Raw genomic sequence first — 23,117 nt, forward strand, 5'->3', positions numbered from 1 at the left:
CCCGAAGGGCTGGGACTATTTTTCCGCCCTACGGTGTTGGAAATGACTTATGTAGAACAACTACATCAAATCATTAACGCCTTGTAGGACGGAAAAATAGCCGCCAGCAGTGGTGGCTTTGAAAGATAAACAGACCCTACCTTACGCTAATTTATTCAAATGCTCATGTTCGTAATAATAGTTTGTCGCTTCAACAAAACCTTCGACGCTGCCGCAATCAAAACGACGACCTTTAAATTTAACAGCTAAAACCAGTCGATCCTTTGCCAGCAAACGCAGGGCATCGGTTATTTGAACCTCGCCATTGGTGCCGGGTTTGGTTTTTCGCAGATATTCAAAAATCTCCGGTGTCAGAATATAGCGTCCGATAATTGCCAGATTGCTGGGGGCTTCTTCAGGTTTGGGTTTTTCAACCATGTCTTTTATTTGATAAATACCCGGAGCGATTTCATCACCGGAAATGACACCATAACTATGGGTTTCATCAGCAGGGACTTCCTCAATCGCGACGATGCTGCACTGATAACGTTCATATAATGCAACCAATTGACTCAGAGCACGTTCACCGCCTTCATCCGGTTTGGCGCATAAATCGTCAGCCAGAATGACCGCAAAAGGCTCATTGCCAATCATCGGCTCGCCTGTCAGGATGGCATGACCCAAACCTAACATTTCCCGTTGGCGCATAAATACAAATTCACAGTTATCCATCAGATAACGAATATCGTCGAGAAATTTTTCTTTTGAGGTACCTTTAATTTGATGTTCCAGTTCGAAACTGGTGTCGAAATGATCGGCAATGGCCCGTTTACCGCGGCCGGTAATAAAACCAATTTGTGAAATACCCGCCTCCATCGCTTCTTCAACACCATATTGAATCAAAGGTTTACTGACAATTGGTAACATTTCTTTGGGCATTGCTTTTGTTGCAGGAAGAAATCGTGTGCCATAACCTGCCGCAGGGAATAAACATTTTCTTATAAGACTTTTTACAGCCATTGACGAGATCCTTATCAAACTGTTGTGGAAAAAAGAGATGCCGTTAAGCTAAAGTAATTGGCTGTGAAGTTCAACAACTCCGCAGTCAAACAAATTAGATTAAGTCATCATTGGATGACGAAATGATAAACATTAAACATGACTATTTAATTTCGCCCGGGAACTCATTCAATTTATAATCGGGTTAAGAAGCCTCGAATTTAGCTCAGAAGGTTTTCAATGGAGTTGTGTGAAATAAGGGATAAAAATGAAAGTTTTAGTACTTGGCGGTGCTGGTTATATTGGTTCACACATCTGTAAGGCTTTAACATTAATCGGACATCAAAGTGTTGTAATCGACAATCTCAGTACTGGTCATCGAGAGGCCGTAAAATGGAGCCAATTTGTCGAAACCGATATTCTTGATTCCGCAAAATTAATCAGCATATTGCAACATGCAGGGCCATTCGATTTGATAATGCATTTTTGTGCCAAATCATTGGTCGGGGAGTCGGTTCAAAACCCTGCTTTGTATTATCGAAACAATGTCTCAGGTACGCTAAACCTGTTGGACGCAATGGTTGCAACCGGACATGACAAACTCGTTTTCTCCTCAACTGCTGCGGTATTTGGCATGCCTGCACAAACGTTAATAGATGAACAGCATTCCCGATTGCCGATTAATCCTTACGGACAATCAAAGAAAATGATTGAGGACGTGTTGGGGGACTATCACCATGCTTATGGTATAAGGTCAGTGGCATTACGCTATTTTAACGCTTGTGGTGCAGATCCTGAGGGTGAGATTGGTGAACGTCACGATCCTGAAACACATTTAATTCCTAATATTCTTAAATCTGTCATTGCTGACAAAGCGTCAGCATTAAAAGTGTTTGGAGATAACTATCCCACACCCGACGGTACCTGTATTCGGGATTATATTCATGTAAATGATTTGGCTTCCGCTCATATCCTGGCTGGAGAATATTTACAACAGCATGATGGTGCATTTGCTTTTAACCTAGGCAATGGAAATGGTTTCAGTGTTTTAGAGGTGATTGAAGCCGCCAAACAGGTTGTTCAGCAAAATATCGCTTATACGATTGAACCACCAAGAGCTGGCGATCCATCAGTTTTGGTAGCAAATTCAACAATGGCACGAGAAACTCTAGAGTGGCAGCCTAAGTTTACGGAGATTGAATCAATTATCGCGACGGCCTGGACTTGGCATCAAAATGAAAAATTTTAATAAGGATGACTTGAAATGATTCCAGTAATTTTATCCGGTGGTTCCGGAAGTCGTTTATGGCCTTTATCCCGCAAGAATAAACCTAAACAGTTCTTGACATTGTTTGGTGACACATCGATGTTTCAAAGCACGCTTACCCGCTTAAATGGGTTGGCTTCTGTGGAAGCTCCGTTAATTGTCTGCAACAATGAGCACCGCTTCATGGTCGCCGAACAGTTACAGGAAATCGGCCTGAAGGCGAGTGGCATTATTCTGGAGCCCTGTGCACGTAATACCGCTCCAGCTATTGCACTGGCCGCCTTAAAAGCGATGGAAAAGGGCGAAGATCCGGTACTTCTGGTGTTAGCTGCTGATCATATTATTCCGGATGTACCTGCTTTTCATAAGTCAATCGAAGAAGCTCAAAAACTGGCAGAGCAAGATAAGCTTGTCACTTTTGGTATTCAGCCTCAATCTGCTCACACCGGCTATGGCTATATTGAAGCAGAAGAAAAGTCTCAACCAAGTTCAGTAAAACGCTTTATCGAAAAACCAAATTTGTCGACAGCAGAATCCTATGTTACTGCCGGAAATTTTTTCTGGAACAGTGGGATGTTTTTATTCAAGGCTTCCACCTATATAAACGAACTCTCTCGCTTTTCTCCAGAAATGTTGTCTTTTTGTAAACAATCGCTTGAACAAGCAGTGATCGATCTTGATTTTGTCCGCGTTGATTCCGAACTTTTTGCACAAAGCCCGAGTGACTCAATTGATTATGCCGTCATGGAAAAGACCGATAAGGCGATGGTTGTCCCGCTTGATGCTGGCTGGAGTGATGTCGGTTCATGGTCATCTCTATGGGAGGCTTTTGCACAAGATGCGAATAACAATGTATTGATTGGCGATGTTATGGTTGAAAATGTACATAACGCCTATATTCATAGTGAAAATCGTCTGGTGACCGTTTTAGGTTTGGACGATGTAATTGTTGTCGAAACCCATGATGCTGTGATGGTGGCACATAAAGATCAGGCTCAAAAAGTCAAAACGATTGTTGAAGAACTGACCAAGCTGAACCGTAAAGAAGTTGATACGCATCGCAAGTGTTACCGCCCTTGGGGTAATTATGATTCGGTAGATATGGGGGATCGGTTTCAGGTTAAACGGATTATGGTGAACCCTGGCGCATCTTTATCCTTGCAGATGCACTACCATCGTGCTGAGCACTGGGTAGTGGTTAGTGGAACCGCTGAAGTGACGCGTGATGATGAAGTTATGTTATTAGGCGAAAATGAGTCAACATTTATTCCGCTGGGCAGTGTTCATCGTTTGCGTAATCCCGGAAGAGTTCCATTGGAAATTATTGAAGTACAATCCGGCGCCTACCTGGAAGAAGATGACATTATCCGGCTTCAAGACAGTTATAACCGACAATAACACAACAAGAGGTGGCCTAGGGAGATTATGGCGCAAGGAAAAATCAGACACTACGACTCAAAAATAAATGCCATTTCGCGGCTAATTGATAGCGCCATTATATTAGTGACATTTCTGGCTTTAATGGATTTGTTTGCAATAGAGTGGCAACCAAAACATGTCTGGTCTTTATTATTTTCAATTATTCTATTTCACTTTTTTGCCGAGTCTCAGGATGCTTATCGCTCCTGGCGAGGCACTTACCTGCGTGAAGAAGTCACCGCAGTATTATTTTCCTGGGGGACAAGCATTCTCGTTCTAGTGGCAATTGAACTTATTGTCATTAACGAACAAACTTACGCCACACCTTTTATATTAATCTGGTTTATCGCCACACCCATTGAATTGATCTCCTGGCATGCCATTGTACGCATGGTGCTCGGGATAATGCGCTCTAAGGGCTTGAATACCCGACGTGTGGCAATCGTTGGGGCAACCGAATTAGGTTATCGGCTTGAGAAATCGTTTAACGAAATGGAATGGACAGGATACCGGTTCAGTGGTTTTTATGATGATCGCAAACCAGCGCCAAACCGCAGACTAGAAGAGCAGCAGGCTACAGTTATTGGCAGTATTGAAGAGCTTATCGCTGACTGCCGATCTGGGAAAATAGATATTGTGTTTATCACCTTATCGTTGGCGGCTGAAGCACGTATTCGCTTAATGACTGAAAAACTGGCGGATACAACGGCTTCGGTTTATCTGGTTCCCGATCTGTTTACCTTTAATCTGTTGAATTCCAGATGGGTCGATTATCAGGGAATAACAGCCATCAGTATTTATGAAACTCCTTTTGCCGGCATTGATAGTGCAATCAAACGCATTGAGGATGTTGTCTTAAGCTTTTTAATACTTTGTATTATCGCTATTCCTATGTTGTTTATTGCTATCGGCATAAAAGCCACATCGAAGGGCCCGGTTTTTTTCAAGCAGACACGCTATGGAATGGATGGTGGAAAAATAAAAGTCTGGAAGTTTCGTACCATGACCGTTGCTGAAGATGGTGATAAAGTTGTTCAAGCAAAAAAGAATGATCAACGCGTTACAAACTTTGGCAAAATTTTACGCAGAACCTCTCTTGATGAATTACCACAGTTCTTTAATTCGCTAGGTGGGTCAATGTCTATTGTTGGACCGCGACCACATGCTGTGGCGCATAATGAAGAATACCGAGCAAAAATTCAGGGCTACATGCTACGTCATAAAGTAAAGCCGGGGATTACAGGGCTAGCTCAGATTAATGGCTTTCGTGGAGAAACCGATACGCTTGATAAAATGGAAGGGCGTATAAAGTACGACCTTCAATATATACAGACTTGGACACTGCTTCTCGATCTGAAAATTATTTTATTAACGATCACTAGAGGTTTTGTGGGAAAGGATGTATATTAATACACAGAGTTCTGGTTTTGGTATGACATCGCTGTCTCACCATTAACACTGTGAAGCAATTCACACCTGATTAAAGGTTTTAATTAAGCCAGCGAGATTTTGTGTTCCATGACTCATTATTAGTAACAAAGTAACAGTATTGTTTAACCGTCGCTTGAGAGATGTTTCTAAGGGACTTTTTTGTTAGGAACAAAGTTTGTTCCTATTTTAAATCGCCAAACTTGTCGTGAGGCAAGGTCGGAAAGCCACGGGTCTTCAGGTGTGATTTGAAGATGGCTGGGTTGCATTGCTTAATTTTTCAATTAAAGGAAATTACTATGAAAAATGCGATGCTATTTTGTATAGCTTTATTGTTCTCGGTTAGTGCTAATGCGGCTACATTGAGTTTATCAACTGTCGGATCTTCAGGTGCGACTCAGGAAATCAGTTTAAATAACAACAGCACTGTGCTTGCTGGCGGTACTGTTGCTAATACAGGTTCTTGGGAATCATTGTTTGATGTGACAACGGATGTTGATACTCCTGTAAGAGTTGAGTGGTCATTTAATCCTTCAACGAGTTTGGACTCAGCTCAATTGGCTTTTGGTTTGATTTCTGGCCCTGGTGGTAGTTATGTTGGTTTGCCAACAATCTTTAATATCACTGGTGACTTTATCTTTACTGCTATTTTGACTGCAGGTTCATTTTTTGCTGTAGATATTTTTAATGCCACATCAGGTATTTTGAAATATGACCTGTCAATCTCTGCAGTGCCAGTACCAGCTGCATTATGGTTGTTTGCACCAGCTTTGATGGGCTTTTTCGGTTTACGCCGTCAAGCTCTGAAAACAGCGACTGCATAGCATCTAATTAAGTTAACAATATTGTTAGTTTTAAGAAAAGGGAGCTTCGGCTCCCTTTTTTTGTAGCGTTTTGCCATTGAATCTCGTTACGGCGCGAGGCCAAAGCCATCTAAGCAAAAGTAATATTAGAGATCGCCTCTTTGGATAAACAAAATCTTTTGAAATAATTTTGCAACTAGTTGCGGAGTACAATTTCTCAACATTACTAGTGGGCTAGTAATGTTTAATCATCACTGAGAGATGTTTCTGGGAGATAAAAGTTTCGGAAGTGGAGTTTTGTTCCTGATGATGTTGCCAAACTTACTGTGAAGTAAGGTCGGAAAGCCACGGATCTTCTGGGTTTGATTTGAAGATGGCCGGGTTGCATTGCTTAATTTTCAATTAAAGGAAATTTATTATGAAAAATGCGATGCTATTTTGTATAGCTTTATTATTCTCAGTTGGTGCTAACGCCGCTACACTGAATTTATCAACCGTTGTTTCTTTGGGAGGAGCGACCCAAAGTATTGATCTTAACAATAACAGTACGGTATTAGCTGGGGGTACTGTTTCCTCTTCAGGGGTTTGGACATCATTATTTGAAGTTACAACAGATGTGGATACACCAGTGAAAGTTGAATGGTCATTTAATCCAACAAGCAGTTTGAGTAGTGCACAATTGGCCTTTGGTCTTCTTACTAGTCCTGGTGGGGGCTATGTTGTTGGTGGACCAACTAACTACAATATCACCGGTGACTTTGTTTTTACGGCGATATTAACTGCCGGTTCATTTTTTGGTGTTGACATTTTTAATGCAACTTCAGATGTTCTAAAATACGACTTGTCAATTTCTGCAGTACCCGTACCGGCTGCGTTATGGTTATTTGCACCTGCTTTGATGGGCCTCTTCGGTTTACGCCGACAAGCTCGGAAAATGACAGTTGCATAACACTATAAGAGTTAACAATATTGTTAGTTTTAAGGGGGCTTCGGCTCCCTTTTTTGAATTAATTCTTATCATGATAATTTGAGATGTCTGAGCATCGTGTTAAATCATTAAGAGATAAATTTAATTACTAAAATCATTCTCTTATCACAGAGCTCACTAAATAGGGCTCTTTTTTTAATAAAAGTTACGATTTAGTACCATAGTACAATTCCAATCGTACTAACTAGCGAGTAATGTTCAACTATCCCCGAGAGAAATTTCTGGGAGATAAATGGTTCAGGGACAATGTTTGCTCCTGATTTTATAGCCAAACTTACCGCGAGGTGAGGTCGGAAAGCCACGGATCTTCGGGCTTTATTTGAAGATGGCCGGGTTGCATTGCTTAATTTTTCAATTAAAGGAAATTATTATGAAAAATGCGATGCTATTTTGTATAGCTTTATTGTTCTCAGTTGGTGCTAACGCCGCTACACTGACATTATCAACCGTAAGTTCTTCTGGCGCTACTCAAAGTGTTGACCTGAATAATAACAGTACTGTTCTAGCTGGCGGTACTGTAGAAAATACAGGACTTTGGGAATCTTTGTTTGATGTTCAAACGGATGTTGATACGCCAGTGAAGGTTGAATGGTCATTCAATCCTACTAGCAGTTTGAGTAATGCTCAACTGGCGTTTGGAGAGATTACTGGCTCTGGTGGTAGTTATGTCGGTTTGCCAACAATCTTTAATATCACAGGTGATTTTGTCTTTACGGCTATTTTGACTGCGGGAACTTTCTTTGGCGTGGATATTTTTAATGCCACTTCAGACGTATTGAAATATGACCTGTCGATCTCTGCAGTACCTGTACCAGCTGCGTTATGGTTGTTTGCACCCGCTCTGATGGGCTTCTTCGGTTTACGCCGTAAAGCACTGAAAGCAACTGCTGCATAACAGCAAATGAGTTAACAATATTGTTAGTTTGTAAGAAAAGGGAGCTTCGCTCCCTTTTCTTTTTGAACAGTTAAACAAAAAACTTATAACGAAACAGTATATTAAGTTGGAAAAATCAAAAGTTTTAGGACATGTTAATCTTTAAGCTGCTCTACTGCTGGATGCTCATTTTGTTCAACAAGGAAGTTATGCAAGATAAACAAGCCCTTGGTCTTGTCCAATATTATGAACAATTTAGTATCACATCAGATTTCTCATTGCAGCCATGATAATGTCTGGGGTGACTTCTGGTTTAGACTTTTCTAATGCCTCTTCTAATGCCTCTTCTAATGAACTCAAATAAGATGTTTTTGTCTCTGCTGCCCCTTTTTCAGTGACATTTTTACTTTTTTGCGCCTGCGTAATTAGGCCTCTTGGGACTGCGTCAATGTGCTAAATCAAATGCATAAAAATGATTAATTTAGCAATAATACTAATTTAGAATAAGGGAGCAGAAATACTCGCTTTTTTTATGCTTAAATAACGTGTTATCATCCGAAACGAATGTAATTTATAAACATGGAGAAGAATAATGAATAAGTTGGCAAATATGGTGTTGCTAATGGTAACACTAATGATGGGATCATTTGTTCATGCTTCCGAGCCCTATACACTTAATGCAGGAGATATCTTAAGTATTTCTGTTTGGAATGAAGATGCATTGCAGAAAGAAGTCGTTGTTCTTCCCGATGGCACCATTTCTTTTCCCTTGGCAGGTCAACTGAATGCTAAGGATAAAACAGTTCTTCAGGTTGAAACAGAACTTAAAGAAAAATTATCAGAATATATTTCAGACCCCGTAGTTAACGTTACCGTCAATCAGGTTTCAGGAAATACGGTACATATCCTGGGTAAAGTATTACGTCCTGGATCATTTGGAATGAGTCAGCCACTTGATGCAATGCAGGCTTTGAGCCTAGCAGGGGGGCTGACAACTTATGCAAAAGAAAATGACATTATCATTCTCCGCAGAGATGGAATGAAACAACAAATCATCCCAGTGCTTTACGCTAATATCAAACAAGGTAAATCGCTCGAATCTAATGTGCTGTTACAAAGCGGTGATGTCATTATTATTCCTTGAACGGGGATAATAATGACAGGCCTCATGACGGAGTCAGCATGAAAATAAAAATTATTATGTCGGTTTTGGTTGCAAGCTTGTTCCAATCGAATATCGCCAGATCCGCCGAATATATTATCGGGGCCGACTTTTCTCCGACATTCAATTATGATGATAACGTTGAGTTGCGGGATGATGAAGAAGGTAGCTTTGTTACCAAAATAACCCCCACATTATTATTGTCTCGAGCGGTTGAAAATGCATCCATTAGTATGAATGCAGGTTATCGTGTGGAACGATACACAAGCTTATCCGATCTGGATAGGCAGGATCCCTTCGCAAACATAGCGGGTAGTTACAATACGGAACGTAGCGCTTACGGACTGAGAGCTGGTTATTCTGAAAGAGCACAGCGTTCAATTGCAGATGAAGATACCGGGGATTTTTCTTCTAATGCAACGGTAACCACAAAATCACTGGCACCAAGCTATCAATATCAATTCACGGAACGTGATTTCCTTTATACCAGCGTTAACTATAACGAAAGTGCTTACGATACAAGTCGCTTCAGTGATACTGAAACCACGTCTTTAACCGGAGGGTGGCGTCGAAACTTGACGGAACGTTTGACCGGTGGATTGGCGTTGACATATGCACAGTATGAATCGGAGTCTGAATTTAGCGAATCAGAATACGACAGTTACAATTTAAGTGTCACCAGTACCTATATGATGAATGAACAATGGTCATTTTCTGGTCAGGTTGGCTATCGGACAACTGAAAGTGAATCACAATCTTTACTCGGTGGCCCCAAACAAACAGACAGAAACACAGGTTCTTTATTTGATTTTTCAGCAAATTATGTTGGTGAATTGAATACATTATCATTTTCATTATCACGTTCTCTTAATCCTTCAGGCGAGGGGGTGGTCAATGAAACTGACCGTGTCTCACTTTCCTGGAACAGAAATATCGCGGAAACAGTGTCGGTTTCATTCAACACCTCCTATCAGGAAACGCAGTCTGCAGACGATCTGACAAACACCGACAGAGAATATTTTACCTTTTCGCCAGCACTTAACTGGCAATTGCAAAGAAACCTTGCCCTAAAAATGGGTTATCAGTATCGCCAACAAAAAGGCACAAGTTTTGGTGGATTAGATACCAATGATGACAAAGTCGACAGTAATATGGTTTTCCTCACGGTAAACTACGACTGGGACGGTTTGCGTTTTTCGCGATAACTTTAAGAGAACATAATGGAAGAAGATGTCAAAAGCCTACGGGATTACTTGGATATTCTGTGGCGGCGTAAATATTGGATTGTAATCCCGGCTTTTATCCTGATGATAGGTACAGTGGTATTCACATACTCACTTCCCGAGAGCTTTAAATCACAAGGTTTGATTTTGATCGAATCTCAGGAAATTCCACAAGATTTGATTCGCACCACCGTGACAAGTTATGCAGATCAACGTATTGAAGTTATTAAACAACGTCTGCTCACAACCAACCGGATTATGGAGGTTGTTGAAAAACATAATCTTTATCTGGAGCAAAGAAAAAGCTCACCCATTACAGCACCGATTGTGGAGTTATTTAAGAGCAATGTCAGCGTAGATATTATTCAGGCAAATGTCACCGACCCTGCCAGTGGTCGAGCTAAAAAAGCCAGTATTGCATTTACTGTCTCGTTCATGGATCAGTCTCCTCGAAAAGCCCAACAAGTTGCAAATGAACTGGTTACAGAGTTCTTAAATGAAAATGCCAGAGCAAGAACAGATCGGGCCCAGGACACCACCCAGTTTTTGAAACTGGAAGGTGACAGAATGCAGAAAGAAATTCAGCAAACTGAAAAAGAAATTGCAGAATTTCGTGATCAATACAGCGATAGTCTTCCGGACATGCTCGAATATAATTTGAACACGGTTCAAAATATTCAGGAAGAGATTGCTTCAATACAGAACCAAATCATGGTGCAAAGCGACCAAATGACCACAATGGGATTACAGTTGTCCATGATTCCTAAGCAGCTCACCGGCCCGACCAGTAACGCAGCCGGTCAGCCATCAGCCTCCATGGTAGCTTTGCAACAATTACGTGCTGAATACCGTTCAATGCAAAGCAAGTATTCTGCTAATCATCCAGACTTACAGCGTGTAAAGCGTGAAATAGATGCACTGGAAGCAGAAATTGGTGTCGCTGCATCTCCGCGAGAAGAGGTTGAAATGCAATTAACTTCGGCTAGAAGTAATTTGCAAACACTCAAACAACGTTATGCAGCAGAACATCCAGATGTTAAAGCTGCAGCAGCTGAAATAGATCGTCTGGAACAACGCCTTAGTGATTTGCCAGAAGAAATGTCTGATGAAGCGACAACTGCAAATGGTTCAACAAACCCGGTATATATAGAAGTAAGTGCCAAAATTGACGCGACAGAGCGTGAGATTGGCCGCTTGAGAGAGAGGCAGGCAGAATTACGCGAGAAACTGGCAGAATACGAAAACCGTGTTTATCAGACCAATCAGGTTCAACGCGCTTATCAGGATCTGACCCGTGACCGTGAAAATAAACTGGCTAAATATCAAGAGCTAAGAGCCAAACAATTAGAAGCTGAACTGGCACAAACCCTGGAAACTGAAAACAAGGGCGAAAATTTTACCCTTATTGAACCGCCTCAGGTTTCAAATGAAGCTGAGAAACCAAATCGTAAGAAACTTATCGCCATGGGCTTTGTAGGCTCGGTTGGTGCAGGAATCGGTCTCGCCATTCTGGTTGAAATGTTATTTGGTGGAGTGCGTGGCTATACACAGATTTCAAGAATCGTTGGAAAGCCTCCTATTGTTGTTATACCAATTATTCAAACCGATCAACAAAAACGCCGTAAAAGACGAATCATCTATAGTCTGATCGTTTTAGGAATTATCTTCGGCCTATGTGCAATCGCATTGTTTCATTTCTTTGTGATGAATCTGGAAGTGCTTTGGTTCAAAGTACTGAATAAGCTGAGCTTGCTGTAACAACAGTATCAACAATTAATACGGTAGTTTAATTATGGACAGAATTCAGAAAGCGCTTGAAAAAGCCAAGCAGCGACACGCTCAGAAACCAGAGCCAGTCACCGTAGAACCCACTAAATCTGAGAGTAGTGTTTCGCAAGCCGAAGACCCATTGGCCGCGCCAATTGAATCGATATCGTATTCCCAGACCAAAGTGGTCAACGTTCCGAATCATCAGCTTGAACGTAAGCGGATCATTGCAGGTTTCTACAATAATCCACAATCAGCCGTGTTCAGAATGTTGCGGACCCAAGTACTGAAAAAAATGCGTAGCAATCGCTGGCAAACGCTGGCAGTTACCTCTCCAACAGCCGGGGAAGGTAAATCAGTTGTGGCCGCCAATCTTGCCATGGCAATTGCCATGGAGCTCAATCAAACGGTATTGCTGGTCGATATGGATTTGCGTAATCCGAGTATCAGTAATTATTTTGGTCTCAATGCACAGGTGGGACTCAAAGATTATCTGTCGGGTGATTTACAACTTTCTGAGGTCTTGATAAACCCAGGTATCAAACGATTGGTGATATTACCGGGGGTCGGAAGAGCAGAAGATTCTGCTGAACTGCTATCCAGCCCCAAAATGGCGAGTCTGGTAGCTGACATTAAATCTCAATATGATTCCCGGGTCATTATTTTTGATGTGCCGCCTGTTTTGCAAACTGATGATGTGTCGCTTGCAGCAAGCTATTTTGACAGTACCTTGCTTGTGCTCGAAGATGGTAAGAATACTGAATCAAATATCACTAAATCTTTACAGATGCTTGAGGGATCACACTTGCTTGGTACAGTGGTGAACAAGTCTGCCAGTCCTCCCGAACATCAAAATTATTAATCTATGTATACAGAACATTTTGGTCTCACGCACAAGCCCTTTAATCTGGTCCCCGATCCACAGTTCCTCTATATGAGCCCCAACCATAAAAAAGCGCTCACCATGTTGGAATATGGCCTGATGAGCCATGCGGGATTCACGGTGGTGACAGGAGAAATCGGGGCGGGTAAGACGACGCTTATACGGGCTCTGCTTGGAAAGATTGAAGATGATTGTGTTATCGGTCTGATCAATAACACGCATGAATCATTTGGTGAGCTGATGGTATGGGTCTTGGACTCGCTTGAAATAGAGTCCAGTGCGACAGATAACGCTGGTCGTTATCGCGATTATATTAACTTTGTTGTTGAGCAACATGCTCAGGGTCGAAGAGTCGTATTAATTGTCGATGAGGCCCAAAACCTCTCGGTTCAGGCTCTTGAAGAATTACGGCTGTTATCCAATGTAAATATCGACTCTGATATCTTCCTGCAGCTTGTATTGACGGGGCAACCTGAATTAATCGAAAAACTAAATCGCCCAGAACTAGTGCAATTTGCTCAACGCATTGGGGTAGAGTTCCATCTTAAAGCGCTTAGCTATCCAGAAACACAGAATTACATTGAATACCGCCTGGAAGTCGCTGGAGCTAAACACAAAATTTTCAGTAATGAAGCCTGTGCCGTAATTTATTGTTATAGCGAAGGAATCCCCAGACGAATTAATAACCTCTGTGATTTTGCTTTGGTTTATGCCTTTGCTGATGATAAGACAGAAATTGATGTTGCCTTAATACAGGAGATGATGCGGGACAAAAAGTCCTCTCGAATTGTGGAGGCCAAGGCTTCCGAGAATCCGGATGTAAAACGCGTTAAAAACTGGTTGTTGGAGCAGCATAATATACAGATAGCCTGATTTATAGCCGGGATTTTCTCACTGATAATCGAAATTATTCCATATTGTGATAAGCATCACGATTAAGCATGCGCTAAATTATTAATATCAAATCTTCTCCACTACAAAGGAGATGATGTCAGCAGATGAACAAAAAATGATTTTAAAATCCTCTGCCCCCCAGAGGGTTTTAGCCCGACTGAAAGGTCGGGTTTTTTTTTGCTGATTAGCCAAGCAAGATTTTTTGCTCACGAATTCACAAGTTCTGGTTAATAAAATCAGCCAAATGAGAATGTGTGAATCGAGTCACTTTTATTTATGTAATATGAACATATCATCTAACACGTATCATCTAATTCACAGGGGGGGCGATGATCATGAAACTTACTTCAATTCTATTTTCAGGTTTACTTTTAGCTGTTTCAGCTTCAGCAGCATCTGCACAAAACTATTATGTATGTGACAACGGCGACGACAATAACAACGGCCGTACCGAAACTGCACCATTCCGCTCATACGAAAAAGCAATGGATACATTCAATAAGATGGCTGCAGGAGATAGTATTCTTTTCTGTCGTGGTGGTGTTTTTCCAGCCACAAAACTTAAAAAACTGGCCAATTCAAATTGTAGCTCAGAGAAAAACTGTACTATTACTGACTATGGTGATGATGCCAAACCAGCACCAATGATAGTGTCGGATGGCATTACAGTATTTAATTTCCAAAATCCAGGTAACTCATCAGCTGATGGTGGTTATCATATAAAAAACATGACGCTAATTAGCAAACAAAAGGCTCCTGCTGGCATCATGTTATTTAATGACGTAAATGATGTGCTTATGGAAAATCTGCATATTGAAGGTTTTACCGTAGCTGTATATTCTGCTGGAGCCAACACACCTAACTCTGGTTCAAATCAAGCAAATGATCGCATTATTCTCAAAAATTCCAAATTGTTGAATAACAAAATGCAAGGTTGGTTGGGTGGTTGTAATGATTGCGTTATTGACAACAACCATTTTGAAGGGAACGGGTTTGGAATGGCTCTTCGTGGTCATAATGTATACATCGACAGTCCTGTAAAATCACAGAATTTCTACAATAACAATATTCGTTTTACTAACAATACTTTACTTAATTCCGGTAGAGTTGATGGTCGTTGTCAAGGAACTTCATTTGTGGTTCACGGTATCATTAAAAATCTGACAATAGATAGTAATGTTGTTCGTGAAGAGGTTGGAAAAACGGGTGATAACTGTTGGGGAATTTCCGTTGATCCTGGCAATCAGTTAGATGAATCATTTGTTGGCTTGCGAATCACCAATAATAAAATATTCAATGTGGGTAATTTGGGTATTGGTTGTGCTTCTTGTAAAGATGTACTGATTGCAGATAACCTAATAGTTGACGAGGGTGAAGTATTACGTTACGTAATTGCAGTTCCAAATAAACATGAAGATTCACAAAAATCCGAAAATGTTACGATTCGTAATAATAAAATTGTTGCAAACCATGATTTGGCATATGGCATTTCACTTGGAGGGGAAAATCGGTTTGAAGCCATCAATAATGAAATCAGTCTCTCATCTACAGATTCAAGATCTAAATGTATTAATGTATCAAATGCGAATTTAGATACTGATATTAGTAATAATATCTGTAATTCACACACCTCGGTCAGCATCATAGATGACTCTGCTCCAATTGATGAAGTGCCAGTGGCGGAAAATACAGAACCGGAGCTGTCAGTTGATCCAACAGAGCCAGTAACTGAACAAACAGAAAATGATTCACAACCAGTGTACCAACGTGGATCGGGTTTAGTAGCTTCTGACAACACTACTGAAAATGGTGGCGATTCTTCTTTGAACATTACATCAGCAGATCGTGGCATAGTACAGGATGCAATGACCGAAGAAACTGCTATTTCTGGAAATGAGGGTACTTCCACCTCTATTTCAGGCTCATCCAGCACTGAAACAGGTGATGCACCGTTGGATGATGGCTTGAGTGATTCAACTACCAGAAGCACAATGTTATCTGCATCAGTTCAGGATTCTGCATCGATGATTGATCAATCAATCAGTCCAGAACTTTCAGAACCATCGGTATCTGAGCCTGTCACTAGAACTCGTGTTACTGAGTCAATAAGCTCGAACTACGTTCGTTCAGTTACAGTGGATGAGGTTGCTAATGTAATTGAGAACGACATCCCCGTTGAAGAAAGTCAATGTCGAGTGTTTGCGCGTGGACGTTGCATGATGATGTGAAAACTTTTTCAATCCTAATTAACCACTATTTTTTTAAAACCGATTGCAACTCGTAATCGGTTTTTTTATGTTACTAATTTGATGTTTTACCGATCAATTAAATGATATCGGTCTGTGGTGGATTGTCTATTGTAATAAAGAGTTCCATTTTACTTTTAATTTTGTATGTTTTAGGCGTTTTAACTGTAATAACTCATGTTTGAGATCATCGATACTTGTTTTGTCACTACTCCATGTTATATTGATTTCTATAAATAGAATCAATCGCTTAAGTTTTAGATTGTAATGGAGATAGTTCAAGAATGAAGAAACCAAAAATAGTATACGTCTTGGTAAGTGACCCAACAGATCATTTCACTGAAATGGCGATACTTTCTGTTTATTGTGCAAGGCAATATTCACCCTTGTGTAACATAGAAATTGTTATGGACAGGCAGACTTATGAAGGACTTAGCGGTTATAGATCTTCAATTATTAACATGGTGGATTATTACAAAGTTGTTGATATTAATGCTGATAATAACGCTTTTAAAAGCCGTTACATAAAAACAAAACTTAGAGAGTTAGTAAAGGATGATTTTTTATATGTAGATATTGACGCTGTGCCTGTGAGTGAACTTAGTGATATTTTCAAAAAGCAAGCCGATATAGCAATGGCGTATGATTATAACGTCAGCCCTAAAAAATTTATTCTGCATGATTTTGAGCGAATTTCGTATGATAAAAATAACTGGCCCTTACCAGCTGAGTTCTTTAACAGTGGCGTGATGCTAACCAAGGATAACTCTAGTGTTAGAAAACTTTTCTCGTCATGGCACGAGCTATGGCATGAAAATCAAAAACTGGGTTTACATAAAGACCAGCCGCCCCTACATGAAGCAATTCGGAAAAATTCGATAAAGCTTGAGGTTTTGGAGCCCGAATGGAATATGATGATAGGCTTACAAACAGGTGTAGGAGCTAAAAATCCGAAGGTATATCATTACAGTACTGTGCGTTTTGAAACCCGTAATGATACATACTTCCATGAGATTGTAAGGAATATGAAAATAAACGAGGAAATAGATCTCTCACTTCTTAGAAAGATAATTTCCGATAAATATCCATGGACAAATTCAGAGTCAATTCGACTTAATTTTGCTGCAGGTAAATATTACAAAATGCTTTCGATTTTGTTAAAGAAAGTGAAGACGGTTATCTTGAGGTAGCATAAATTATCCCCTTAAAGAACGCATATAATAAGCAAGACAGTTATAGGTGATGGTATGCTAGTTGGCTAATTTAGAGGAACGCGGGCTGACTTTGATTCTCTCAACTCAGTCAGTTTGAAGTGGAAAGCAAATATAAAACTTTTAAAACCTCTAGACTCCATGGTTTAAATTTTAACGCCATGAGAGCATGTTTCCTACCTGTTTGGTTCTGATTACTCTTATATGCCCACCAAGCCCACTTTAGATGGATATCAAACTTACTTGCTTGGGCTGTTCTTACATTCAATTCGTTAATATCAAATTTACTACCTCTTCTTTGGCAGGCAGCAGCAACTGCATTAATGGTACTATTAATTTGACTGCTACGTTGTTTATAGCCAATGCTTTCAACATGCTGTCTATATTTGAGAAGGATTTTACTCAGATTAGCCAACTTCCCTACCTCAGCTAACTTTAGCCATAAATCAATATCTTCTGCATTTGGGCAATTCATATCATACCCTCTGACTCCTTCTAAAGCCTTTTTACGCATTATTACGCTTGGATGAATAATCGCACCACCAGCTCCATGAATATGTTGGTGATCGATTTCCTCGTGTTTTGATTTTGTTGTAAACCCAGAGATAACATCACCGTCAGCATCTATAAGCTCAACTAAGGTGCCTAGTGCAACTATTTCAGGGTTTTGAGCCATATAGTCAATTTGTAATTTGAATCTATCCTTATGACAAATATCATCTTGATCCATCCTAGCAATGAGCTCTGTGGTGGACTTACTGATGCCCTCGTTTAATGAGCAAATCAGACCTTTGTTTTCTCTTTCAATAAGTCTAATTCGTGGATCAGCTTTTTGATATTCACTAAGAATTCGACTTGAACCATCAGTCGAACCATCATTAATAATAATAAATTCAAAGTCACCATAACTTTGATTCAGGACTGACTCAACCGATTCCCGAAGATATTTTTCACCATTGTAAACTGGCATCACTACCGATAGTTTTTTTTGCATGCTTATGTGCTTAAACCTGTAATGTCAAGGATGGTTTTAGTGAGAAAAAAGCTTATAAAAAATAGTGGAACCATTATGAACTCTTTACGTAGAATCAAAAGGTTTGATTTTTTTAAATAATAAAAGGTGGTTGGTATATCCACAACTTGATTCAGAGCAATGACCAAGATGGCACCATATAGTCCGAAATGATGATAAGCTAAAGGTACGAAGGTGAATAAAAATAGCACAGAAACAAATATCATTACGGAATAGCTTTTGGAATTGCCCCTAGCCATTAAAAACATACCAGCCATACTAAAACCAACAAAAACAAGTGATAAGGACAATAGCTCCAACATCCAGCCTGCTTCAATATATCTATTATCGTATAATAACGATACGACATCGCTACCTGCGGCCATTAAAAATCCAGCAACTGATAATGTGATCGCATCAACTCTGAGTCTGACTTTGTAATAGATTCTTTTCGCATGTTCAGGATCACTTCGAGTGACTTCACTAATCGCCGGGTAAAATACGGTCACAATGAGTTTTTTGAAAAGCTCTCTGCAGGCTCCAGCAAGTAAGAAGGCTATGCTGTAAACCCCCAGCTTTTCAGGCGTCAGATAACCTGCCAGTAGAATTCTATCTCCGTTCCCGAGTAAGAAGCCTAATATGGAACCTATGAATATCCATTTACCAAAGTTAAATATTTCATGCCAGGAATCACGATCAAACATAAATTTAGTTTTAACACCGGTAATCAATTTATGTGAGAGAATCAGTTTGACCAAAGCGCTTGCTATGGCGGCAATTACTAATACCCATACTTCACGCCAAAATATAGCGATACTAATCATCAGGATGATACCGATAGTTTGGCTGAGCAATTCAATAAGCGTGACCTTACCCATTTGAAGGTTTCTGTTCATCAACTGCAAGTTGATAGAGTTAAACCCGCTTATTATTGCCGTTGAAGCAGTAACTGCGATTAAAAAGGGTAACTCTGGGGAAGCATAGGTTGAATCAGGTGAAATGGCTCCTGAGCTAACCATTAGGCTAAGACTAATCGCAACAATCAACAGAACGATGAATATCAGAAAACCACGCACAACCTGTACAGACCATGCGGTGCTCAGAAAAAGAGGTGAATCTCCACGTTTGCTCTGAATAATATTTGCCCGGAGTCCTACGTCTGACAGCATTGATACACCTGTTAAAAAAACAAATACAATGGACATGAGACCGAACATTTCAGGCACTAGGAGCCGTGTCATGATCAAATTTGAAGCTAGTCTGATAAACTGATTACCGAGTTGACCTGCGAGAACCCAAACAGATGAACGAATAGCGCGATTTTTTATGCCTTTAGATGATGTGTCTGTCATATTGATTTCAAGCGATACAGCCTAACTTAAATGTAAATTTAGAATGGATGAAAAATTGACTTTTCGATTATTAGCGTGTGATGCAAGGCATATTACACCTTATGGAATCGGCTATGCTTCTGATTCAATTGCTATTGCAATGAATAACCCAAAGACTAAATGCAGTATCTTGTCTTATTTTAACGATATGGGCTATGACAACACCCTTAGAATACCTCTTTTTACTAACCACTTAGTATATACATTTTCGCGGAAACTGCTGTCAGAAAATCGACTACATAATCTGTTAACGTGTAAATTGATGGCCAATCTCAAAAATAATGAAGCTGTCCATTTTTGGACTGGATGTCCCCATAAGCTATATGTTAAAGCAAAGAAAAAAAATAAATTGATTCTTCATGAAGCGATAAACACACACCAAACCAGCGCCCGTCAAATCCTTGAAAGTGAATATCAATCTTTGGGACTTGGTGCATTCGAAGGTATCTCTGAATCTGCTATCGTTGTTGAAAATCAGAAATTATCGATATCAGATTACATTTTCTGTCCAAGCCCAAATGTCACCAGATCCATGCTTGAGAATGGTGTTGATCCTCAAAAGTTAATTCAAACATCTTATGGTCTAGGTGAGCATCAGCGTCATTATCCAGAAAAAAATAATTTGCAAACTGATGGGCTTAATGGGCTTTTTGTCGGGAGCGGTATTGTAAGAAAAGGTATCCATCTTTTACTTCAATATTGGAGAGATGCTGATTTGAGCGGTAATCTGGTCATCATCGGCAGCATTGACCCGGCAATTGAGCATATTGTTAAACCTTATCGCGATGATCCACGGTTTGAGTTTATCAATTTCACAACTGATATAGACCAATATTTCAAAAAAGCAGATGTATTTATGTTACCGAGTCTTGAGGAGGGTAGCCCTCTGGTGACCTACCTCGCAATTGGTGCTGGGTTACCTTGCATCGTCTCACCTATGGGGGGGGATGGCGTGATAAGGCATGGGATTGAAGGTTATATTATAGAACCACATGATAAAGAAGGCTGGGTTTCAACACTTTTATCACTTGCTCAACAGCCTTCAAAACGGCGGGAATTATCAATGGCAGCTTATGAACGATCGGAGTATTTCTTGTGGCATAATGTTGGAATGCGTCGAGCAGATGCATTAATGACAAGGATAGGTGAGAAACAATGAAAGTGCTTGTGCTAGGGGGTAGTGGTTTTATTGGCAGTGCACTTGTTGGTGGCTTACTGAATCAAGGGCATCAGGTTAGAGTTTTCGATCGAAATATCGAAGCTGTCAGACAACAATTTCCAGATATTAATGACGTTGTCCAGGCGGATTTTGTAGATGTTATGAGCCTTACAGAGGCTATGAGCGGTGTTGATATAGTTTTTCATCTAATTAGTACATCAGTACCTGCAACATCTAATAAAAATCCGGTTCATGACATTGAGAGTAATCTGGTCAACACGGTAAAGCTTCTAGAATTAATGCGTAACGCTGACGTCAAGCGTATTGTTTACCTTTCCTCTGGTGGTACTGTTTATGGCACACCTAAAAGTTTGCCAATTACCGAAAATCATTCTACTAATCCGACATGTAGTTATGGCATCGTAAAGCTTGCCATCGAAAAGTATCTTCTAATGTATGCTGAACTTTATCAGCTTGATGCTACTATTCTAAGACCTTCAAACCCATATGGACCTGGGCAAACACACAAAGGTGTGCAGGGTTTTATTGGAACCTGCATTGACAAAATCAATGACGGGCAACCCATCACAGTATGGGGTGATGGAAGTGTTGTCAGAGATTACGTATACATAGACGACGTTGTTTCGGCATGTCTTGCTACCATGAAAGGCCAGCAAAGAGGTCCTCTCAATATTTCCAGCGGTGTCGGTTATTCACTTAATCAAATCATCAATATGATTGAAAAGTACAAAGGCGAAGAGGTTGAAGTTGTTTATCAATCAAAACGAAGCTTTGATATACCGGAAGTGATTCTGGATAACCAGTTAGCTAAAAAATCACTCGGCTGGGTTCCACAAACACCGATTGAGCGGGGCTTGAACCTTACACTTCAGCACGGTTTGAAATAATAGCAAAAAAAGAATTCTATTTTGCCAAATGTAATTGCTTATAGCTCACTGCTTACCTGGCCACTGGTCATGTTTTTTTTACTCAAACGTTTCGGTACGGCGAAGGGTATTCTACTGTCTCTTTTGATTGCGTATTTGCTGCTGCCAGCCGGGTTTGAAGTTGATTTTCCTGTAATTCCGCCACTCAATAAATATACCCTTACCTCATTGGTTTTGTTGATATATCTGATAATTACAAACCAACCTACAGGTTACAAGGAGCTAAAAGGCTGGCACAAATTTGTCTTAATGGCCTTGATTGTGTCGCCTTTTCTGACCAGCATTACGAATCAGGAACGCTATCTCTTTATACAGGGCTTGAGTCTTTATGATGGACTATCGCAGTCTGGAATCGAGTTCTTGAATTTTTTCCCGTTTTTATTGGGGGTGGCATATTTTAATACTTATGATAGACAAGTTTTGTTGCTCAGACTCGTGGCAATTGCAGCGGTCTTATATTCGATACCAGTTTTGTATGAAATCAGAATGAGTCCACAGTTACATTCAACCATCTATGGATATTTTCCACACTCTTTTTTACAACAGTATCGAGACGGTGGTTTTAGAGCGGTTGTATTCCTTGGGCATGGATTGGTCGTAGCAACGTTTTTAGCCGCAGGTTTTGCCTGTCTCTTTGCTTTACATAAGGCACAAATACGGGCTTGGCGCTTTGATAATAGACTTCTTTTATTAGTCTTATTCGTAACAATTGTACTTCAGAAAAGTTATGGGGCAATTGCGTATGCGTTAATTGCAATAACAATAATTAGTTTATTTTCTCCACGGAAAATACATCTGGCTTCTGTTAGCATCGCTACCATCTTTTTGACTTATCCGATTACTTCCAGTATTGGGATTTTCCCACATCAGGAAATTGTAAATACAGCCGAGTCATTGAGTCCGGAACGTGCTCAATCTCTGAATTTCAGGTTCGAACACGAAAATACGCTATTACAACACGCATTGAAAAAGCCTGAATTTGGATGGGGCTCCTGGGGCCGTAACCGTGTTTATGATCCAGAAACTGGTGCAGACTTGAGTGTAACTGATGGAAATTGGATTATTACACTTGGTACGGGGGGGTGGTTAAGGTTTATTACATTATTTTATTTCGTAGTGATGTCTATATACCTTGCATACAGAACACAAAAATATCTACGTGGAAGTGAGGATGAGAAAAATAAACAATATCTAATGTCAGTCCACAGTCTTGTTGTTGCATTGATATTACTGGATCAAATGCCTAATTCATCTCTTCACCCATTATATTGGCTGGTTATAGGTGCGTTATTTGGAAGGTATAAAAAGATTCTTAGAGAATGGCAAGTTAATAAAGTTAACGCTAGTTTAAAGTAGTCTTAGTGCTTTTCGATTAGATGTTTAAGAGTGTTCTGATGGTTTACCAACCACGTAAATGTTTTCGACTTTTTATTCATAATGTTTAAAACCTCTACAACTGGAACCT

The 23,117-nt window shown here is 40.2% G+C and carries 19 protein-coding genes and 3 riboswitches; of the genes, 16 read left to right on the top strand and 3 right to left on the bottom strand.

Annotation, left to right across the window (positions count from 1 at the left end; all coding sequences use genetic code 11):
• Nucleotides 1–141: 141 nt before the first annotated feature.
• Entirely contained in the window at nt 142–999 is an 858-nt protein-coding gene (gene galU / locus Q7A_RS06800) for a UTP--glucose-1-phosphate uridylyltransferase GalU (protein ID WP_014706599.1), read from the bottom strand.
• A 247-nt stretch (nt 1,000–1,246) separates the two neighbouring features.
• Between galU and galE the strand changes: the two genes are divergently transcribed.
• The 13 genes from galE (at nt 1,247) to Q7A_RS06865 (ending at nt 17,122) form a co-directional block, all read left to right on the top strand.
• Nucleotides 1,247–2,227 (top strand): UDP-glucose 4-epimerase GalE, encoded by a 981-nt coding sequence (gene galE, locus Q7A_RS06805; RefSeq protein WP_014706600.1) that lies wholly within the window; start codon nt 1,247–1,249, stop codon nt 2,225–2,227.
• Between the two features lie 15 nt (nt 2,228–2,242).
• On the top strand, nt 2,243–3,643 hold the full coding sequence (locus tag Q7A_RS06810) for a mannose-1-phosphate guanylyltransferase/mannose-6-phosphate isomerase (RefSeq protein ID WP_014706601.1): 1,401 nt from the start codon (nt 2,243–2,245) through the stop codon (nt 3,641–3,643).
• Nucleotides 3,644–3,670: 27 nt separating this feature from the next.
• Nucleotides 3,671–5,074, top strand: coding sequence for an undecaprenyl-phosphate glucose phosphotransferase (locus tag Q7A_RS06815; protein ID WP_014706602.1), 1,404 nt, complete (start codon nt 3,671–3,673; stop codon nt 5,072–5,074).
• Between the two features lie 204 nt (nt 5,075–5,278).
• Nucleotides 5,279–5,363: riboswitch (cyclic di-GMP riboswitch) on the top strand.
• 28 nt (nt 5,364–5,391) lie between these two features.
• A complete protein-coding gene (locus Q7A_RS06820; RefSeq protein WP_014706603.1) occupies nt 5,392–5,916 on the top strand; it encodes a hypothetical protein in 525 nt (174 codons plus the stop codon).
• A 283-nt stretch (nt 5,917–6,199) separates the two neighbouring features.
• Nucleotides 6,200–6,285: riboswitch (cyclic di-GMP riboswitch) on the top strand.
• A 28-nt stretch (nt 6,286–6,313) separates the two neighbouring features.
• Nucleotides 6,314–6,844, top strand: a complete 531-nt coding sequence (locus Q7A_RS06825) for a hypothetical protein (protein WP_014706604.1) — start codon at nt 6,314–6,316, stop codon at nt 6,842–6,844.
• 296 nt (nt 6,845–7,140) lie between these two features.
• A riboswitch (cyclic di-GMP riboswitch) is annotated at nt 7,141–7,225 on the top strand.
• Between the two features lie 28 nt (nt 7,226–7,253).
• Nucleotides 7,254–7,778: a PEP-CTERM domain protein gene (locus tag Q7A_RS06830; protein WP_014706605.1), complete on the top strand. Its 525-nt coding sequence runs from the start codon at nt 7,254–7,256 to the stop codon at nt 7,776–7,778.
• A gap of 571 nt (nt 7,779–8,349) precedes the next feature.
• Nucleotides 8,350–8,901, top strand: coding sequence for a polysaccharide biosynthesis/export family protein (locus Q7A_RS06835; RefSeq protein WP_014706606.1), 552 nt, complete (start codon nt 8,350–8,352; stop codon nt 8,899–8,901).
• A gap of 38 nt (nt 8,902–8,939) precedes the next feature.
• The gene (locus tag Q7A_RS06840; RefSeq protein WP_014706607.1) at nt 8,940–10,124 is read left to right on the top strand and encodes an autotransporter domain-containing protein; all 1,185 of its coding nucleotides are present in this window, start codon (nt 8,940–8,942) and stop codon (nt 10,122–10,124) included.
• 15 nt (nt 10,125–10,139) lie between these two features.
• Complete coding sequence (locus Q7A_RS06845) at nt 10,140–11,900, top strand: GumC family protein (protein ID WP_014706608.1); 1,761 nt, start codon at nt 10,140–10,142, stop codon at nt 11,898–11,900.
• Nucleotides 11,901–11,934: 34 nt separating this feature from the next.
• Nucleotides 11,935–12,771 (top strand): polysaccharide biosynthesis tyrosine autokinase, encoded by an 837-nt coding sequence (locus Q7A_RS06850; RefSeq protein WP_014706609.1) that lies wholly within the window; start codon nt 11,935–11,937, stop codon nt 12,769–12,771.
• 3 nt (nt 12,772–12,774) lie between these two features.
• The gene (locus Q7A_RS06855; RefSeq protein WP_041354437.1) at nt 12,775–13,665 is read left to right on the top strand and encodes an ExeA family protein; all 891 of its coding nucleotides are present in this window, start codon (nt 12,775–12,777) and stop codon (nt 13,663–13,665) included.
• 356 nt (nt 13,666–14,021) lie between these two features.
• On the top strand, nt 14,022–15,914 hold the full coding sequence (locus tag Q7A_RS06860; RefSeq protein ID WP_014706612.1) for a right-handed parallel beta-helix repeat-containing protein: 1,893 nt from the start codon (nt 14,022–14,024) through the stop codon (nt 15,912–15,914).
• Nucleotides 15,915–16,216: 302 nt separating this feature from the next.
• A complete protein-coding gene (locus Q7A_RS06865; protein WP_014706613.1) occupies nt 16,217–17,122 on the top strand; it encodes a glycosyltransferase family protein in 906 nt (301 codons plus the stop codon).
• 112 nt (nt 17,123–17,234) lie between these two features.
• Here Q7A_RS06865 and Q7A_RS06870 read toward each other — a convergent pair whose 3' ends face one another.
• Nucleotides 17,235–18,137: a glycosyltransferase gene (locus tag Q7A_RS06870; protein WP_014706614.1), complete on the bottom strand. Its 903-nt coding sequence runs from the start codon at nt 18,135–18,137 to the stop codon at nt 17,235–17,237.
• Between the two features lie 2 nt (nt 18,138–18,139).
• A complete protein-coding gene (locus Q7A_RS06875) occupies nt 18,140–19,507 on the bottom strand; it encodes an oligosaccharide flippase family protein (protein ID WP_014706615.1) in 1,368 nt (455 codons plus the stop codon).
• A gap of 43 nt (nt 19,508–19,550) precedes the next feature.
• Here Q7A_RS06875 and Q7A_RS06880 point away from each other — a divergent pair, with 43 nt between their 5' ends.
• From Q7A_RS06880 to Q7A_RS06890, 3 genes are read left to right on the top strand one after another with little or no spacing between them, the layout of a single operon-like run.
• Nucleotides 19,551–20,705: a glycosyltransferase family 4 protein gene (locus Q7A_RS06880; RefSeq protein ID WP_014706616.1), complete on the top strand. Its 1,155-nt coding sequence runs from the start codon at nt 19,551–19,553 to the stop codon at nt 20,703–20,705.
• Nucleotides 20,702–21,613, top strand: a complete 912-nt coding sequence (locus Q7A_RS06885) for an NAD-dependent epimerase/dehydratase family protein (RefSeq protein WP_014706617.1) — start codon at nt 20,702–20,704, stop codon at nt 21,611–21,613. Before Q7A_RS06880 ends, Q7A_RS06885 begins: the two co-directional genes overlap by 4 nt.
• A gap of 21 nt (nt 21,614–21,634) precedes the next feature.
• A complete protein-coding gene (locus Q7A_RS06890) occupies nt 21,635–23,008 on the top strand; it encodes a hypothetical protein (protein ID WP_151903901.1) in 1,374 nt (457 codons plus the stop codon).
• Nucleotides 23,009–23,117: the final 109 nt, after the last annotated feature.

This window comes from Methylophaga nitratireducenticrescens (assembly GCF_000260985.4).
GTDB classification, from domain to species: domain Bacteria; phylum Pseudomonadota; class Gammaproteobacteria; order Nitrosococcales; family Methylophagaceae; genus Methylophaga; species Methylophaga nitratireducenticrescens.

Excerpts from the sequence above, each read along its gene's own strand:
- Q7A_RS06880 (WP_014706616.1), top strand. The coding sequence starts at position 19,551 with ATGGATGAAAAATTGACTTTTCGATTATTAGCGTGTGATGCAAGGCAT.
- galE (WP_014706600.1), top strand. The coding sequence starts at position 1,247 with ATGAAAGTTTTAGTACTTGGCGGTGCTGGTTATATTGGTTCACACATC.
- Q7A_RS06840 (WP_014706607.1), top strand. The coding sequence starts at position 8,940 with ATGAAAATAAAAATTATTATGTCGGTTTTGGTTGCAAGCTTGTTCCAA.
- Q7A_RS06850 (WP_014706609.1), top strand. The coding sequence starts at position 11,935 with ATGGACAGAATTCAGAAAGCGCTTGAAAAAGCCAAGCAGCGACACGCT.
- Q7A_RS06860 (WP_014706612.1), top strand. The coding sequence starts at position 14,022 with ATGAAACTTACTTCAATTCTATTTTCAGGTTTACTTTTAGCTGTTTCA.
- galU (WP_014706599.1), bottom strand. The coding sequence starts at position 999 with ATGGCTGTAAAAAGTCTTATAAGAAAATGTTTATTCCCTGCGGCAGGT.
- Q7A_RS06875 (WP_014706615.1), bottom strand. The coding sequence starts at position 19,507 with ATGACAGACACATCATCTAAAGGCATAAAAAATCGCGCTATTCGTTCA.
- Q7A_RS06865 (WP_014706613.1), top strand. The coding sequence starts at position 16,217 with ATGAAGAAACCAAAAATAGTATACGTCTTGGTAAGTGACCCAACAGAT.
- Q7A_RS06820 (WP_014706603.1), top strand. The coding sequence starts at position 5,392 with ATGAAAAATGCGATGCTATTTTGTATAGCTTTATTGTTCTCGGTTAGT.
- Q7A_RS06815 (WP_014706602.1), top strand. The coding sequence starts at position 3,671 with ATGGCGCAAGGAAAAATCAGACACTACGACTCAAAAATAAATGCCATT.
- Q7A_RS06845 (WP_014706608.1), top strand. The coding sequence starts at position 10,140 with ATGGAAGAAGATGTCAAAAGCCTACGGGATTACTTGGATATTCTGTGG.
- Q7A_RS06885 (WP_014706617.1), top strand. The coding sequence starts at position 20,702 with ATGAAAGTGCTTGTGCTAGGGGGTAGTGGTTTTATTGGCAGTGCACTT.
- Q7A_RS06830 (WP_014706605.1), top strand. The coding sequence starts at position 7,254 with ATGAAAAATGCGATGCTATTTTGTATAGCTTTATTGTTCTCAGTTGGT.
- Q7A_RS06825 (WP_014706604.1), top strand. The coding sequence starts at position 6,314 with ATGAAAAATGCGATGCTATTTTGTATAGCTTTATTATTCTCAGTTGGT.
- Q7A_RS06855 (WP_041354437.1), top strand. The coding sequence starts at position 12,775 with ATGTATACAGAACATTTTGGTCTCACGCACAAGCCCTTTAATCTGGTC.
- Q7A_RS06835 (WP_014706606.1), top strand. The coding sequence starts at position 8,350 with ATGAATAAGTTGGCAAATATGGTGTTGCTAATGGTAACACTAATGATG.
- Q7A_RS06870 (WP_014706614.1), bottom strand. The coding sequence starts at position 18,137 with ATGCAAAAAAAACTATCGGTAGTGATGCCAGTTTACAATGGTGAAAAA.
- Q7A_RS06810 (WP_014706601.1), top strand. The coding sequence starts at position 2,243 with ATGATTCCAGTAATTTTATCCGGTGGTTCCGGAAGTCGTTTATGGCCT.